Annotated in this window: 12 protein-coding genes; all 12 read right to left on the reverse strand. The window is 43.3% G+C overall.

The window, feature by feature from the left end; genetic code table 11:
* Positions 1–17: 17 nt before the first annotated feature.
* The 12 genes from MgSA37_RS23065 to infB all read right to left on the reverse strand — a co-directional run bounded on the left by MgSA37_RS23065 (position 18) and on the right by infB (position 15,417).
* A complete protein-coding gene (locus tag MgSA37_RS23065) occupies positions 18–380 on the reverse strand; it encodes a hypothetical protein (RefSeq protein WP_096355437.1) in 363 nt (120 codons plus the stop codon).
* 12 nt (positions 381–392) lie between these two features.
* Complete coding sequence (locus MgSA37_RS23070) at positions 393–1,070, reverse strand: c-type cytochrome (RefSeq protein WP_096355439.1); 678 nt, start codon at positions 1,068–1,070, stop codon at positions 393–395.
* Between the two features lie 325 nt (positions 1,071–1,395).
* Positions 1,396–1,827 (reverse strand): YceI family protein, encoded by a 432-nt coding sequence (locus tag MgSA37_RS23075; protein ID WP_096355441.1) that lies wholly within the window; start codon positions 1,825–1,827, stop codon positions 1,396–1,398.
* Between the two features lie 11 nt (positions 1,828–1,838).
* Positions 1,839–2,201: a hypothetical protein gene (locus MgSA37_RS23080; RefSeq protein WP_157750693.1), complete on the reverse strand. Its 363-nt coding sequence runs from the start codon at positions 2,199–2,201 to the stop codon at positions 1,839–1,841.
* A 13-nt stretch (positions 2,202–2,214) separates the two neighbouring features.
* The gene (locus tag MgSA37_RS23085) at positions 2,215–2,943 is read right to left on the reverse strand and encodes a c-type cytochrome (protein ID WP_157750694.1); all 729 of its coding nucleotides are present in this window, start codon (positions 2,941–2,943) and stop codon (positions 2,215–2,217) included.
* A gap of 598 nt (positions 2,944–3,541) precedes the next feature.
* Positions 3,542–5,917, reverse strand: a complete 2,376-nt coding sequence (locus MgSA37_RS23095) for an MG2 domain-containing protein (RefSeq protein WP_157750695.1) — start codon at positions 5,915–5,917, stop codon at positions 3,542–3,544.
* 59 nt (positions 5,918–5,976) lie between these two features.
* Complete coding sequence (locus MgSA37_RS23100; protein ID WP_096355451.1) at positions 5,977–7,158, reverse strand: DUF4249 domain-containing protein; 1,182 nt, start codon at positions 7,156–7,158, stop codon at positions 5,977–5,979.
* Between the two features lie 7 nt (positions 7,159–7,165).
* The gene (locus tag MgSA37_RS23105; protein ID WP_157750696.1) at positions 7,166–8,335 is read right to left on the reverse strand and encodes a DUF4249 domain-containing protein; all 1,170 of its coding nucleotides are present in this window, start codon (positions 8,333–8,335) and stop codon (positions 7,166–7,168) included.
* A gap of 44 nt (positions 8,336–8,379) precedes the next feature.
* The gene (locus tag MgSA37_RS23110) at positions 8,380–11,145 is read right to left on the reverse strand and encodes a TonB-dependent receptor (protein WP_096357699.1); all 2,766 of its coding nucleotides are present in this window, start codon (positions 11,143–11,145) and stop codon (positions 8,380–8,382) included.
* A gap of 1 nt (position 11,146) precedes the next feature.
* Positions 11,147–11,896, reverse strand: a complete 750-nt coding sequence (locus MgSA37_RS23115) for a hypothetical protein (RefSeq protein ID WP_096355455.1) — start codon at positions 11,894–11,896, stop codon at positions 11,147–11,149.
* A gap of 261 nt (positions 11,897–12,157) precedes the next feature.
* The gene (locus tag MgSA37_RS23120; RefSeq protein ID WP_096355457.1) at positions 12,158–12,358 is read right to left on the reverse strand and encodes a hypothetical protein; all 201 of its coding nucleotides are present in this window, start codon (positions 12,356–12,358) and stop codon (positions 12,158–12,160) included.
* Between the two features lie 77 nt (positions 12,359–12,435).
* The gene (gene infB / locus MgSA37_RS23125; RefSeq protein WP_096355459.1) at positions 12,436–15,417 is read right to left on the reverse strand and encodes a translation initiation factor IF-2; all 2,982 of its coding nucleotides are present in this window, start codon (positions 15,415–15,417) and stop codon (positions 12,436–12,438) included.
* Positions 15,418–15,429 lie beyond the last annotated feature (12 nt).

Below are 15,429 nucleotides of genomic sequence, written 5' to 3' on the forward strand. Positions count from 1 at the left end.
TTATAGTTTGTTTGCGTTTAGTTGTTTGGCGTTCCGTTATTGATCCAGGTTTGTATCGTTTGAATCTCGCATGAACCCAGTTGTGACCCGCTGAGGGGCATACCCGGTATTCCGCCGGTATGATTTATGGAATTCATCAGTTGCCCGTTGGTAACATAGGCTTTTACAGTATTATAGCTATCCAACGCTATACCGGCACCTGCCGCTGCATTCCCGCTGTGACAGCTGTAGCAATTTGAGCTAAGTATTGTTTTTACAGATACGCTGTACGTTACGCCTGTTAAATTACACGCAGTTTGGGGGTAAACAAGGTCCGCATGATCATAATAACAACCTGAGGCACATAAAACAAAGAGTATTAATACAAAAATATATCGCATGACGTTCAAAATTTATTGAGGACAACCATTGTTGATCCATTTAGTAATTTGTTTAACCTGGCAGCTGCTCAGCGGCCCTGATGGCGGCATATTCATTGCCGGTAAAGCCGATGTATAATTTATACCGGCCAGGAAACTGGCTTTAAGTGAAGTGCCTGCCGACTTAGCGCTGGCGTAATCACTTAATATTACGTTTCCGGACCCGGGTGCTACACCATGACAACCATTGCAATAGGTTGAAAATATCTGCGACACGCCATTGCTGTACGTCGTTTTGGTGGTGTCGCAGGTAGCTGTTGCGCAAGATGTATTTAAAGCACCCTGGTCTATCCACTTTGCAATCGTAGCCGTTTGTGCCGGCGTTAATTTCGGCGAATTGCCCGGCGGCATCGAACCGTCCTGTATCACACTGTAATACCTGCTGGGGCCTGTATTAAAAGGAACAATTCCCTGCATGATATTACTATAGGTGGTTAAGTTCAGAATCCGGTCCTCGCCGTTATTTTTGCCGTCATGACAACCGGTACTGGCACAATACGTTTGAAATAAGGGCAGCACATCCGATTGAAAGCAAACGGTGTCTCCTTTAGCAATGGGCCCGCTGCTTGTTTTGTACGGAACCACGCGATCATGTGTACATGAATACAGTACTGCCACGGTAATGGTTATCATAATTAGTGCCTTTCTCATAACAGATTTGTTTATATCGCGGAACGCTACTTTTTAAAATCGGAGGAAAAATGAAAGGATAGAAAAACCCTGTTTTTTCCACCCGAAGGGTAAATGAATTGATAAACAAATCTATCAGTACCTATCTTTCCTTAAAATGACCCCTATCTTTCCAAATTATGAGATTAGGCAGATTTAAAATGCGCAATACTTAACCTGCGCTTTAATCTGCTTTCTATTTATTCATATTCGCAGTTAATCGTTATTTCTACTTCGCTGGCTATCTTTTCGCCTATGTATAAGCCGGTTATACCATACTCTTTTATCTTTATTTTAAAAGACCCGGTTATCGTTGGCTTCCCCCCTGAATTGTCATTACCCCGCCGGCGGTAACTTTTTGTGATACGCCATGCAGAGACAAAGTACCATCAACATTTATGGGATATTTGCCGTCTTTGGAAAAGTTAATGGTCGACGCATTTGTAATAAAACCTTTAAATTCGGCCTTTGGAATTTTGGAGCTTTCCAGGTAATTTTCGTTAAAATGATCTTCCATCAGCTGATTATCAAACCGGAAGCTTTTGATTAACGCGCTAAAAACGATCTGGCCCGTTTTATCTACCATTTTACTGTCAACCTGGTTATTGGTGGCGGCAACGTTTTCAAGCGCCGTACTGGCATTAAATTTTATTTGACCGGTTTTTGTTACATATATTTTTTGCGCATGCAGCGTGAAACTTACGGCTGTAAGCAAAAGGGAAAAAATTAGTTTGTTCATTTTTTTAAAGTTTAATTGTTTGGTGTTCCGTTACTGATCCATTTCTGGATCGTTGATATTTCGCAGGAGCTTAATTGTGAACCGCTCAGGGGCATGGCCGGGATGCCGCCCGTATGATTAATCGAGTTCATTAATTGTCCGTTGCTTACATATGTTTTTAAAGCGTTATAATTATCCAATACCACACCTCCACCAGCCGAAGCATTACCGCTGTGGCAGCTGTAACAGCTGGCATGAAGAATCCCGGTTACCGATATGCTGTAAGTTACCTTTGTTAAATCACACGTCGTTTGGGGATAAACCAGGCTGGCACGGTCATAGTAGCAGCTGGTAATACTCAGCATAAGGAGTATTAATACAAAAATATATCGCATGGTTCCTTTTTGCTTATTGCGGACAACCGCTGTTTATCCAAATACTTATTTGTTTAACCTGGCAACTGCTTAATGGACCTGACGGAGGCATATTCATTAATGAACTGGTTGAGGTATAGTTTATCGCGTTCAGGAAAGTGGCTTTAAGCGACGTTCCGGCTGATTTGGCACTATTGTAATCACTCAGCACAACGTTACCCGACCCGGGCGCCACGCCGTGACATCCATTACAATAGGTTGCAAAGATTTGCGAGATGCCGTTTGTATAAGTTGTTTTTGTTGTATCGCAGGTGCTTGTTGTGCAGGAATTGTTCAATGCCCCCTGGTTGATCCATTTGGCGATGGTGGCCAGCTGTGTCGAAGTGATCTTCGGCGAGTTTCTTGGCGGCATTGAGCCGTCCTGGATGATGGTATAAAACCTGCTCTGCCCCGGATTGAAAGCCACAATCCCTGCCTTTATACCGGCATAAGTCGTCAGATTAAAGTTGTTGTCCTCCCCGTTTGATTTTCCATTATGGCAACCGGCACTTCCGCAATAGGATTGGTACAGCGGCAACACCTCTGATTGGAAACACACCGTATCACTTGGAGGTGTCCCGCCACCGCCTCCGCCGCCATTTCCGCCGCCGCCTCCATTTCCGCCGCCACCGGTATTGGTTGTTGGTGCCGGCGTGATGTGATCGTGTGTACATGAGTAAAGTGCCGCCAATACTACCGCCAGGATGATCATTGTTTTTCGCATTTTAATAGATTTTAAATTGTTTTTCATTTTTTCAACGACAAATTCGACATAACTATTTATTGATAAAGGCGTTATATAAAAACCTAAAATAGCCGCCCCATTTTACTCACGGTATACCAAATGGTTTGTATTTGTTACTCAAGTGAACATTCCGACATGGTCGGCTTCTCGCGTTTTCTTTTTCTTTCCGCGCAACTTCTGCCCTGTTCATTGATCACTGATTTATTAAATCCCGCCTCCTGGTCAACCATTTGTTTTGTTAATACCCGTTTGAATTGTAATAACAATGTTACAATTCAATTTAGTAGTTGAAATGAAAAACGGGCGGTTTATAAAAAAAGTATGTTATTTATAAAAATATTTAAATTAATATAAATATGGCCCAAACGGCCATTCTTTCCACATTTAGGAATTTTGAGTGAATTCTGTGGTAATTTTGAGGAAATTCTGTAGTTAAAGGGGTTGTTTTTAAACACAACCCATTGATGCGCACAAAAAAATACACCAACAATATATAGTTTAAGCATATATTATTGATGTATTTTTAATTTATATTTTATATATTAATCAAAATTTCGGAATAATAATATAATAATTATTATTTAACCTCGAACGTAAAGTACCCGCTCCCCGGCTCTCCTTTAGGGGTAAGGCCCTGTATAACGCCAACATAGGTACCAGGCTCGTCAGAAGTGTAAAAAGACACATCGCCAGCTGCATGCTGTTTTACAGACGGGGTCCAATACAGCAGGTTCCTGAAATCCGGCAGCCGGTTGGCAGCCCTGGCTTCGGTATCATAAACCGGGGAATAAAATTGCCGGCTAAGCTGCATGCCTTCATAGTCAACTACTATGGCGCGGGGGTCAAGTTCAACGCCGCCGAGATCGCCTTTATAGGTTGTAAAACTAAATATTCCTTCTTCCGTAGATGGGCCATAATAATACCTGAAAGGCACCACCTCCAGTTTTCTAACCTTTAACGGATCTACGGTAAATACCTTATTCATATTAAACACCGGGATCCCATCAAGTAAAACCAGCGGGTCGCTATCTAAAAACCCTTTGTTATTTAAAACCTTGATGTGAAAATACCCTCTTGTTTTTACGATATTATCCTCCGACACATATTCACGTAAGTCCTCTTCCATTGTAGTAAAACGTGTAAAATCATCCAGTTTATAGGTTTTAAAGGGCTTTCCATAAAAGGCACTGCTGTCAATATGCGGATCGTAATAACGCTTTAACATATTGCCCGAGTAAATATTCAAAACCTGGATACCAATACTGTGGTCTTTTAATGCATTTGCCTGGCCGCTGTTAAATTCAAATTTTGGTAGCGCCGCCCTGGTGTACTGTTCGGAGAAGGGGCTTAAAATATCAATCCGGTAGGTGCTGTCTATCAATTCATTGGTTTGTGCGATGACCTCGCCGGTACCATAAAAATCCTTTGTCTCGTACAATAAGCGCCCTGACGAATCGCTTTGAGATGTATAAAGCTGCACTCTTTTCCCGGGGATACCAAGGTAGGTCATGATGTTTTTAGCGGGAGCACCATTCTCGGAGCTAACTATTTTAGCTGTGATGATGTGGCCGGTATATTCAGGCAGGAAATTAAAGGCAGCCGCCCGGTTTTCCAAAATATCTTTCCATTGAAACCTGCGCCAGCCTTGTGTGAGCATCAGGTTTTCCAGCGCCTCATCCGATTCAGCATTTACGTTACTGAAATAATAATCGGGCGACTCAATACTGCCTTTCAAGTCGGAATTTAACCATAAATAGCTAAAAATATTACTGCCGTCAATGGCCTGCAATGAATCAACGCGGTAAACCGCCATCGACATATCAGCGTCTGATGCTTTGCCGGCAGGATCTTTAGCCTGTACGTTAACCGTCACTTTTTTGCGCAACCCATATTGTGACTGATCAGCGCCGGCAGCGATCAATAATTGCCGTGCCGGACGTTTGAAATACAGCCGTTCGCAAACCGGCTGTTTTGCATTATTGAAAACAGTAATGTGTGAGATCCCTTCGCCCAGTTCGCTTTTATTGATGCTAAAATTAGCTGTCCCATTATTAACCGCCGCGCTTTCCGCAATCTTTACGGTTTGGCGGGTGTGCACAAAAAGATAAATATTACCACCCACGTTTTCATTGTCTTTTACGGTTACATTTAACTGCCCTGATGCGTTGTCGGTCAACGACATCACGTACCCCTGGCTGTTCGCTGCAGGAATATCTTTTGTAATTGGCGGGTTTCCGTCAATTTTTATAATTGCCTTATAAAAATTTCTTTCTTCAGGCGTAAACGAAAAACTGCCCATCCCGAATTTCAAGGATTTAAACCGCGCCACTGTATCATTTTTTTGGTTAACCACAACGCCGCTCAACTCAGCGCCTTTGCCATTTTGCCCAACTGCCTTAAACGCCACTTTACTTTTAATACCATTTACCAGGTTGCCCCCCTCAGGAAAGAAGTTAATATCATAGGCTGCACTTTCTTTAGCAGCGGCATCCGGAGATTTTAAAGGATTAACAAATGTGATTAATTTCTCGAAGTAGAAATCGGGGCCAAAATTTTTCATCCAGCTGGTATAGGCCCTTAATTTATAATTCCCGTTGCTTACAGAAACCGGGATATATAATGAACCATCGCCCGAACCATTTTTCATCGCAACCTTAGCCTCAACAATCCGGCTTTGGCTGTTATCCAAAATCTCAATATAAACCACCTTACTCAGGTTAAGTGGCTTATGGTCGTTGCCATCGACGCAATAAACTTTAAACCATAAAATTTCGCCCGGCAGGTAAACGCTTTTATCTGTGTGAACATAAATTTTCTCCAATAAAGCATTTTGCTTATACAGATTAAAGCTGTTTTGCACCTCCTGTATCACCTGTGCCCTGCTATGTTGCATAAGCATAAAAAGCACCATCGCTAAACATATCGCGCGGCTGTTTTTTGTAATAATTCTCATATCAGGTTGGTTTAATAGGTGTAATTTATTGATAAATTTCTTAGTTTTTTCTTTTCTTATCATTTCCAAAACGACGGTTTAACATTTGTTCCTCTCAAGGTACAGTCAACACAGACCGGCTCTGACGCAGTATAACCAATCGGCGGGCTCCCCGGTGGCGAAATAGCCAGAACAGGTATTTCAGGGTTCGTTGCGCCTTTGTTGTAATTGATGTGCAAATCAACCTGGTTAATCGGGGTAGTGGACCCTGGGGGTATATACTTGAAATAAAAAGTATCAAGCTTGCAGGTTGGGTCGTTGTGCGAATCAGCCCATGCAGGGAGTTGCTGGTTTGCAATAAAAATCCGGGCACTGGAAACACTTCCAACACTAATATAACCTATTACAGGCTCGGAAGGGTTGGTGGTTGAATGGATATTGCCGCTGATCTGCGAGGGCTGCGCGTCAAAAATGCTGCCCAACTGCTCCGTATTCTTTTTCAAATTTTGCCAGAACGCGTACGCGTTTCCTGATAAAGCATATTGTTTAACGAGGATGCTGTATTTTGAACTCAATTTTTCAGAAGTTGAGGGGATGAAAATAATAGGATTGTTTACAATAACGTCACGTGCAAGCTTAGCCGATGAGTTTAAAATAATTGTGCTTGACGTTGTGCTGGTCCAGCAAGTGTATATCTGGTCGTTAATATAATCCCTTTGTACAACATCATCGCCGTTTGATTTAAAAAACGAATCGTATTGCGAGTGGATGATCCAGGTTTCCTCGTAATCCCAGCGGTAATACTTAGTGTTATTATTGGCATCGTGGGTGTTTGAGTAAATATTTAAACCATCCCTCTGGATTACAAAATTAACACTATCAATGGGCGGGGAATTTTCAACGGTGACAAAATCCGACAAATATTCTTCATTTGCGGTTTTTATCCGCAGCCGGTATTTGTGGCTATTATCAAGGTTCAGGCCATTAGCCGTATAAACGCCGATTTGCGATTCAGCCAAAGGATAAACTGCCGACTGGTCACTTTCAACAGTAAGAACCGCCCCGTTAACCGGATTTAATGTAATATTGCTGGCTATATTAACGGTATGGCTAAGTTTTATGGTTGTAGCATCGGGCCCGCTGTTTATTACCCCCTCCACAACCAGGTAGCTATTGGGCGCAGTAATTGTAGGCGGATTGTATAGCTTTTTACAGCCGGTAAATAGTATTAAAATAAATATTGACGTTTTCCAGTTTCTCATTTTTTTCTTATCTCCAAAAATCCGGTTGTTTATTTGTTCCCCTTAACGTACAATCCACACATTCCGGCTGTGCTCCCGTATGGCCAATGATCATTTCGGGCCCAATAGGCGGAATAACGATTATTGCAGCTACCGGTATCAGCGCGTCTTGCGGATTAGCCAGGTGGTTATAATTAAAATATACATTTTCCTGGTTAACGGCTACCGTTGCCCCGGCAGGTTTGTATTGCAGGTAAATGGAATCAAGTGTGCAATTAGGGTAAGGTTGTGCAGGCACCCAGCCCGGTAATTGCTGGTCTGTAATAAAAATCCGTTTACTGGTAACCGTTCCTGCACTTACATAACCAATCACCGCTTCAGACGGGTTTTTGGTTGAATGGATATTCCCGTTTATTTGCGAGGGCTGTGCATCAAATATGCTCCCTAATTGTTCGGTATTGGTTTTTAATATTTGCCAAAATTTATAGGCATCGGCGGTTAAAGCATACTCTCTCACCATAATGCTGTATTTTGTCCCCAGTTTTTCCGAAGTGGATGAAACAAATGTGAGCGGGTTATTTGTGATCACATTTTGCGACAATTTAGCCGAAGACCCCAGAATGATCGTGCTTGAGGTGTCATTTCCCCAGCAATTATACACCTCGTTTGCCGGAAAAACCCGCTCTACAACGGTGTCGCCATTGGATACGTAGCCTGATTGATAGTAAGAGTGAAATACCCATGTTTCCTGGTAATCCCATCGGTAATATCTGGTATTATTTACAGCATCGTGGGTGCCTGCATTAATTTGGATGCCTTTGTTTTCAACGTTAAAACTAATCGTATCAACCGGGGGTGCGTTTACTACCGGCACAAAATCTGAAAGGTATTCATTGTCGGCCGTTTTAATTCTTAAACGGTATTTCCTGTTATTATCAAGCTGCAAACTACCAATACCGTAACTACCTTTGCGCGTTTCGGTCAAGGGGTATATGGTGTTCTGATCGCTCTCAATCGTCAAAACAGCACCAGTCAGCGGGTTTAAAGTTATTTTGCTGGCGAGGTTTACCGTATGACTAAGCTTAAAAATGGTAGAGTCGGGGCCGTTATTAATCACACCTTCAACCACGAGGTAACTACCCGGCGCTGATATTGCAGGCGGATTATAAAGTTTTTTACAGCTGACCGATATGACCATAAGTATAAAATAAAGATATCTATGACGACGACTCATAGCGGGGGTTAAAATCTTATATTATAATTGATAAATGGTATGGGCGAGGCGAAAATGGATAATTTATACCCGCTGATCACCCCGCTTTGTTCTGTAAAAAATGTTGAATAAGCATTTTGGCGGCCGGTTAAGTTGTACACGCCCACCGTCCATGAATTGTGCGTTTTTTGATGCACCCTGTGATTGCCTTCAATATTTATGGAAAAATCGGACCTGAAATAATCAGGGATCCGGTAAGCATTGCGATCTGAATAAAACACCCTCTCTGAACCAGCATACTCATATTTGGCTATGGGCAAAGTAATTGGCCGGCCGGTGCTGTATGACAGATCCAACGATACGCTGTAACGGTGTGTAAAACGATAATTACCGGTAAAATTGAACGAGCTTGGCTTGTCGTAATTTGCCGGATACCATTTGCCTTCGTTGATCAGCTCACCCGCATTGGGGTCGTCCTGCTTAAGGAAGGTGCGCGAATAGGTATAGCTGATCCATCCGTTTAATTTACCGGCCGTTTTTTTAAGCAAAAATTCGGCGCCATAGGCTTTGCCTTTTGTATTGATCACGTCCTGCTCAATGTGCTGGTTTAATAACAGCACAGCGCCGCTTTTATAATCCAGGTAATTTCTCAGCCGCTTGTAATACACCTCGACCGACATTTCGATGGTGTTTTGTTTCGCATTCTGAAAAAGACCAAGGGATATCTGGTCGCCGCTTTCAGGTTTTAAATTGGGGTCACTTAATTTATAAACATCAGTTGGCGAAATAGAGGTTGAGTTTGATAACAGGTGGATATACTGGTGCAACGTATTATAACCCGCTTTAACAGAAAGGTTATCATTCAATAAATACCGGGCCGATAGCCTTATGTCAGGGGAAATATAGGTTTTTATGAAATGTCCCTGGCCATAAGCCGTGCTATCTAAAACATTATCAGGCTCTTTGGGTAAGTTGGGGGCGTAATTATCCACGGTTTGCGGGCCGAGGTAATTGTAAATATTAAACCTCACCCCCGCGCTGATTGAAAAATTAGCGCTTACATCATATTTATCTCCAAGGTATAATGCGCTTTCGAGGGCCTGCTCAGGCGCCACCACCTGGGGCAGCACCAACGACTGTGCTCCAAGTGGCTCAAAAGTTCCCGGATTGATATGGTAAAGGATGGAGTTTAAGCCAAAATCAATGGTGTGCTTATTATTCAGATAATAGGTATAATCTGCTTTAAAATTTGATTGATTAATATTAAAAGCCAGATCATAACCATTAACGGGATTGGCTTTGCTGTTAATATCATACTGGTACCTGTCAAACCCTGCCGAAATCAAACTGAACAGCTTTGTGCTGTAATTGTGTTTCCATTTAAGGGATACACTTTTATTGCTGTAGGAATAAGTAGTATCGCTGTTCAGTTTAAACTTATCATTACTGATATAGCTGGAGAGATAAAGGTTATTTTTATCGTTGATTTGGTGGCTGATATCAAGATTTACATCGTAAAATGAAGCGGAGCTGTGTTTATACGCGTCGGGCAGTAAGTTTAACAACCAGTTTGAATAGGTTGTACGGGCGCCAAATATAAAAGAGGTTTTGTCTTTTACTATCGGGCCCTCCACGTTAAGCCGGCTGGTTAATAAACCAATACCTGCTGAGCCGGTAAATATTTTTTTATTCCCTTCGCGGTTGGTTACTTCCAGTACGGATGAAAGCCGCCCGCCAAATTTTTCGGGGATACTGCTTTTATACAGTTCAATATCCTTAACAATATCGGGGTTAAAGGCGGCAAAAAAGCCAAAAAAGTGTGCAGGATTATAAATGGTGGCGCCATTAAGCAAAATCAAATTCTCATCTGCCGAGCCACCCCTAACATTAAACCCTGTTGTGGCCTCGCCTACAGAGGTAACGCCAGGCAGGGTTAAAATTACTTTTAACACGTCAGTTTCGCCAAAAGCGGTAGGGATCTGCTTGATATTTTTTATGTCGAGCCGGGTAACGCCAAGTTCCACACTGCGCACATTGGCTACCTTATCGGCCGATATTTTAACTTCCTTCAGGCTGTTTACCTGTTCCTGCATTTCAATAATCAGCTTTCCATCATTATAAAGGATAGTTTGGCGCCGCGTATCACGCATACCCAGCCCGCGGACAATAAGTATATGCCTGCCCCTTGGCAGCGTTATGGTAAAATAACCAAACTGATCGGTAGCTACCCCTGTTTTTGTGTTAGCTACATAAATACTCGCCCCAACTACGGCCTCGCCCGATTTAATATTGCGCACGTACCCGCTTAGTGTTGCGTTGCCCGGCTTTATGGTATTTGTGCGGGTGCCAATTTCATAAAGCTTATTCTCAGTAGTAGCATCAGGCACATTTTTATCTTTATCATCCGTATAGTCGGCCACTGCAGCCGTTTGCGCATTGTTTACAGGTGCCATGCTTGTAAAACCGGGGGCCAGGTCTGTTTTAATTTGCCTGCCTTTTGTAATAAACACCTGCTGCGATGAGGTTACGGCAAAATGATAATTGGTGTTTTTGAACGCCGCGTACAAAATACTCTCCAAAGGTTGTTCAGTTATTTGCAGGGTTACCCGCAAACTGTCAAACTGCGCCGGGTCGTAATAAAAACGGGCGCTGCTTTTAGATTCCAGGTCAGCGGCAAATTGTGCAATAGTTGCCTGTTGAAAGTTACAACTGATGAGTTTTGCATTTTTTTGTTGTGCCAGGGCGGTTTGTAAGAAAAACAAAACGCAAAGAGTGATAAGGTATGTTTTTCTCATGTTATTTTGATATTTGGTCATAATAAGATGCTATTTTGACCATAGCCTCTTCAGGTTCCCTGCGAAAATTTAATTGACTTGTTCTGATATATTGCTGCACCTGTTTCTTTTTATCCTTTAAAACATCCAGCATCGAACTTTTGCTGCTGATCTCGTAGTACACATTGTTTTTCCGGATATAATAGCTTTTTACCGGATTAAAATAAGATTCGATAGTTGTCTGCCCGGCCGAAGTCTGGATATTTTTTGACCGCTTAGCCAGCACCTGCGTTTTACCGCTATACAGCTCATCATAATAACCGGATTGCAGGACAGTATTATTTGCCAGTGTGTCGGCATCTACGTTTACAAAGTGATGATCTAAATAATCAAAGCTGCTTACCTTCTCTTTAACCAATGCGAACTTGGTGAAATGATTGTAAAGCAAAACAACAACCTGGTCACTGTAAATATCATACAACATGGGTACCTGGCTAAAAGTGATCCCGTTATAATTAACAACACCCGGTGCAAACGCTTTTACATCCGAAAAATAGGCGTTCCCGGTTATTAAAGGGTCGTAATAGGTGTATTCGGTACCGTTATACAAGGATGATTGCTTTCCGATAGCAGCATAAAACAACGATAGTGTGCCATTCAAAGCGCCTTGCTGCGAACTGCTATCGGGTTTAGTTTGCTGTGAAAAAGATTTTTTGCTGACGATAAGGCATAATATACCCCAGATTAAAGGTAAATAGGTCCGTCTTCTCATAATTTAAGGTTAAGCAGGGAAATTACATTACTTTAAGTTAATAATCAATACGTTTCAAAAATTAAATTGCGACAGTGCTGATTTTATTTATTTTTCAATGTAACAATGTTATTGCATTTGCCAAATGAATTGGAAACGGCGCTGTTACCCCATGCTTTTTATAAATTGCAATGATTTATTAACTATTGAATTAAGTACAAAACAGCAGAAAAAGAATTTATGAAAGCATTAAAATTACTGGCGTTATCGCTTTTGGTAATGTTAAGTTTTAGCGCATCCGGGGCGCAGCAGGCACCACAAAAGCAACAGCAACCGAAGCAGCATCAGGTTTACCATCAAAAGCATCATCAATCCAAACAGCGCAGTCACCATAAAAAAGCGCACAGCCGCCGGCACAAAAAACATCCCGGGCGAAAACACCGTGCCCATATGCTTAAGCATCGCCGCCATAGCATTCATCATGCAAGGCAAAATAAAAAGAAATAAAAAAAGGCCCGCTGAATTACGCAGCGGGCCTTGCTATTTTTTACAGATGCCTGTTACAGCTTCCTTTTCACTTCTACATTTTCGTAAGCTTCCACAATATCGCCAACCTCAATGTTATTAAAGTTATTGATGTTCAAACCGCACTCATAACCGGCGCTAACTTCTTTCACGTCGTCTTTAAAGCGTTTCAACGAAGCCAATTCGCCGGTATAAACTACCACGCCTTCGCGGATGATCCGTATTTTGCTGTTGCGGTTGATCTTGCCATCCAGCACCATACAACCTGCAATGGTACCCACTTTGCTGATCTTGAACGTTTCGCGAATCTCCACATTGGCAACAATTTTCTCTTCGAAAGTTGGTGCAAGCATCCCTTCCATCGCCGCCTTGATCTCGTTGATCGCATCGTAAATAATGGAGTAAAGCCTGATGTCAATTTGTTCCTGCTCGGCCAGTTTACGCGCACTGCCTGACGGCCGCACCTGGAAACCTATGATGATCGCATCTGATGCCGAAGCCAGCAATACATCCGATTCGGAGATCTGCCCAACAGCTTTCGAGATGATATTCACCTGGATCTGCTCGGTAGATAGTTTCAGCAATGAATCTGACAATGCTTCGATTGATCCATCCACGTCACCTTTCACAATAATATTCAGCTCCTTAAAGTTACCAACTGCCAAACGGCGGCCAATTTCATCAAGGGTGATATGTTTTTGCGTACGTAAGCCCTGTTCGCGTTGTAACTGCAAGCGTTTATTGGCAATTTCACGTGCCTCAACTTCACTTTCAAGCGCGTTAAATTTATCACCGGCAGTTGGTGCACCCTGCATACCCAATACCTGTACCGGGGTTGACGGACCAGCCTTTTCAACCCGTTGGCCACGTTCGTTGGTCAATGCCTTTACTCGCCCGCTATAACAACCGGCAAGTATCGGGTCGCCCACACGTAATGTACCTGCCTGTACCAGGATGGTGGTAACAATACCACGGCCTTTATCAAGGGCAGCTTCTATTACGGTACCAACGGCACGTTTATTCGGATTCGCTTTTAACTCGAGTAATTCGGCTTCCAGCAATACTTTTTCTAAAAGTAATTCTACGTTCAGACCGGTTTTGGCTGATATTTCCTGCGACTGGTATTTACCGCCCCATTCTTCAACCAAAATATTCATGGCTGATAATTGCTCGCGCACCTTATCAGCGTTTGCACCCGGTTTATCTATTTTATTGAATGCGAAGATGATCGGCGCGCCGGCAGCTTGTGCGTGGTTGATGGCCTCGCGGGTTTGCGGCATCACGCTATCGTCAGCAGCAATTACAATAATTACAATGTCAGTTACCTGGGCACCCCTGGCACGCATCGCGGTAAACGCTTCGTGGCCCGGTGTATCCAAAAACGTGATCTTACCTTTATCGCCCGGCAGTGTTACCTCGTAAGCACCAATGTGCTGGGTAATACCGCCTGCTTCGCCACCAATTACGTTGGTTTTGCGGATAAAGTCGAGCAATGATGTTTTACCGTGGTCAACGTGGCCCATGATGGTAACAATCGGTGCACGTGGTATCAGGTCAGCCGGATCATCCGGTTGGTCAAGGCTGCCTTCTTCGTCCTGTGGTTTTACAAATTCAACCTGGTAGCCAAATTCATCAGCCACAATACTCAGCGTTTCCGCATCAAGCCTTTGGTTGATTGAAACGAACATGCCCAGGCTCATACAAGTGGAAATGATCTGCGTAACAGACACATCCATCATCGAAGCCAGTTCATTGGCCGTTACAAACTCGGTAACCTTTAATACTTTTGCCTGCAATTCGTTTTCCATGGCCAGTTCTTCAGCAGAAGCGGCAACATCATCACGTTTTTGACGGCGGAACTTGGCACGCTGCGCGAATTTACCGGATTTACCGGCACCGCTTAGGCGTGCTAAAGTTGCCTTTATTTGGTCTTGTATATCTTTTTCTGTAGGTTCTTCTTTCGGCCCGTTGTTTTGAGCTGCGCTCCGGTTCCTGAAATCAGGGCGGTTGCCGGCTCCTGCGTTGCCGCCACCTGGTCCGCCTGCCGGCGGGTTGTTACCACGGTTCCTGAAATCAGGACGGTTACCGCCATGCGGCTGTTGCTGGCCCGGAGGGTTTGCAGCCTGCTGGCCCGGGTTATTACCCGGATGGTTGCCATGATGATCTTTACGCTTACGTTTGCGTTTATGATCCTGGGCGTTATTGGTGTTTGAAGACGAAGCTACCGGGTTGCGTTTTGGCGCATCAACCGGCAATTGTATTTTGCCAATAACGTTTGGCCCTGTTAAACGCTCTGCTTTCGCACGGATCACCTCAGGCTCCTGTGGTTCTTCAGGGGCCGGGGCTTCTGCAACCGGTTCGGGTTTTGGTTCAACCTTAACAGGTTCGGCAATAACTTCTGGCGCCTTAACCTCCGCTATTTTAACTTCTTCCTTCGGTGCTTCCGGAATAATTTCTTTCGGCTGTTCCTTTACAGGCTCCGGCTCCGGTTTGGGAGCAACAACCTCAGGTTTAACAACCTCCACTACCGGCGCTTTAACTTCAACAGGTTTTTCAACCGGCTGAGCTTTAGCGTTCAAATTATCCAGGTCAATTTTACCAACCACTTTTACACCCGGTAAAGCATCAGCATGTTCTTCTGCTCTTATTGGTGCAACAGGTTCAACCGGTTTTGGCTTTTCAGCTACCGGCGGGGTAAAATGGTGGCCGGCATTTTTTATAAGGATCTCCTCGTTTTCGAAATCTCTCGAACGACGGGTTTCAGCGGGCTTTTCAGGAATCTGTACCGGTTCTTCTTTCCGGATCTTGCCGATACTGATCTGCTTTGCTTCTTCCTTAATAATTTTATCTACAGCAAATTCTTTTAACAGAGCGTTGTACATATCGCCATCAAGCAAGGCCATAGGGTGCTTTTGTACCTTGTACCCTTTTTTTGCTAAAAAGTCAACAATGGTACCCGTACCGATATTCAGCTCTTTTGCTGCTGTAAATAATTTTATTGATTTGTCTTCTGACATTTATTATATGCT

The sequence above is a fragment of the Mucilaginibacter gotjawali genome (genome assembly GCF_002355435.1).
Lineage (GTDB): Bacteria > Bacteroidota > Bacteroidia > Sphingobacteriales > Sphingobacteriaceae > Mucilaginibacter > Mucilaginibacter gotjawali.

What these genes read in the sequence shown, in the direction of transcription:
- MgSA37_RS23065 (WP_096355437.1), bottom strand. Translation starts at nt 380, where the DNA reads ATGCGATATATTTTTGTATTAATACTCTTTGTTTTATGTGCCTCAGGT.
- MgSA37_RS23070 (WP_096355439.1), bottom strand. Translation starts at nt 1,070, where the DNA reads ATGAGAAAGGCACTAATTATGATAACCATTACCGTGGCAGTACTGTAT.
- MgSA37_RS23075 (WP_096355441.1), bottom strand. Translation starts at nt 1,827, where the DNA reads ATGAACAAACTAATTTTTTCCCTTTTGCTTACAGCCGTAAGTTTCACG.
- MgSA37_RS23080 (WP_157750693.1), bottom strand. Translation starts at nt 2,201, where the DNA reads ATGCGATATATTTTTGTATTAATACTCCTTATGCTGAGTATTACCAGC.
- MgSA37_RS23085 (WP_157750694.1), bottom strand. Translation starts at nt 2,943, where the DNA reads ATGCGAAAAACAATGATCATCCTGGCGGTAGTATTGGCGGCACTTTAC.
- MgSA37_RS23095 (WP_157750695.1), bottom strand. Translation starts at nt 5,917, where the DNA reads ATGAGAATTATTACAAAAAACAGCCGCGCGATATGTTTAGCGATGGTG.
- MgSA37_RS23100 (WP_096355451.1), bottom strand. Translation starts at nt 7,158, where the DNA reads ATGAGAAACTGGAAAACGTCAATATTTATTTTAATACTATTTACCGGC.
- MgSA37_RS23105 (WP_157750696.1), bottom strand. Translation starts at nt 8,335, where the DNA reads ATGGTCATATCGGTCAGCTGTAAAAAACTTTATAATCCGCCTGCAATA.
- MgSA37_RS23110 (WP_096357699.1), bottom strand. Translation starts at nt 11,145, where the DNA reads ATGAGAAAAACATACCTTATCACTCTTTGCGTTTTGTTTTTCTTACAA.
- MgSA37_RS23115 (WP_096355455.1), bottom strand. Translation starts at nt 11,896, where the DNA reads ATGAGAAGACGGACCTATTTACCTTTAATCTGGGGTATATTATGCCTT.
- MgSA37_RS23120 (WP_096355457.1), bottom strand. Translation starts at nt 12,358, where the DNA reads ATGATGAATGCTATGGCGGCGATGCTTAAGCATATGGGCACGGTGTTT.
- infB (WP_096355459.1), bottom strand. Translation starts at nt 15,417, where the DNA reads ATGTCAGAAGACAAATCAATAAAATTATTTACAGCAGCAAAAGAGCTG.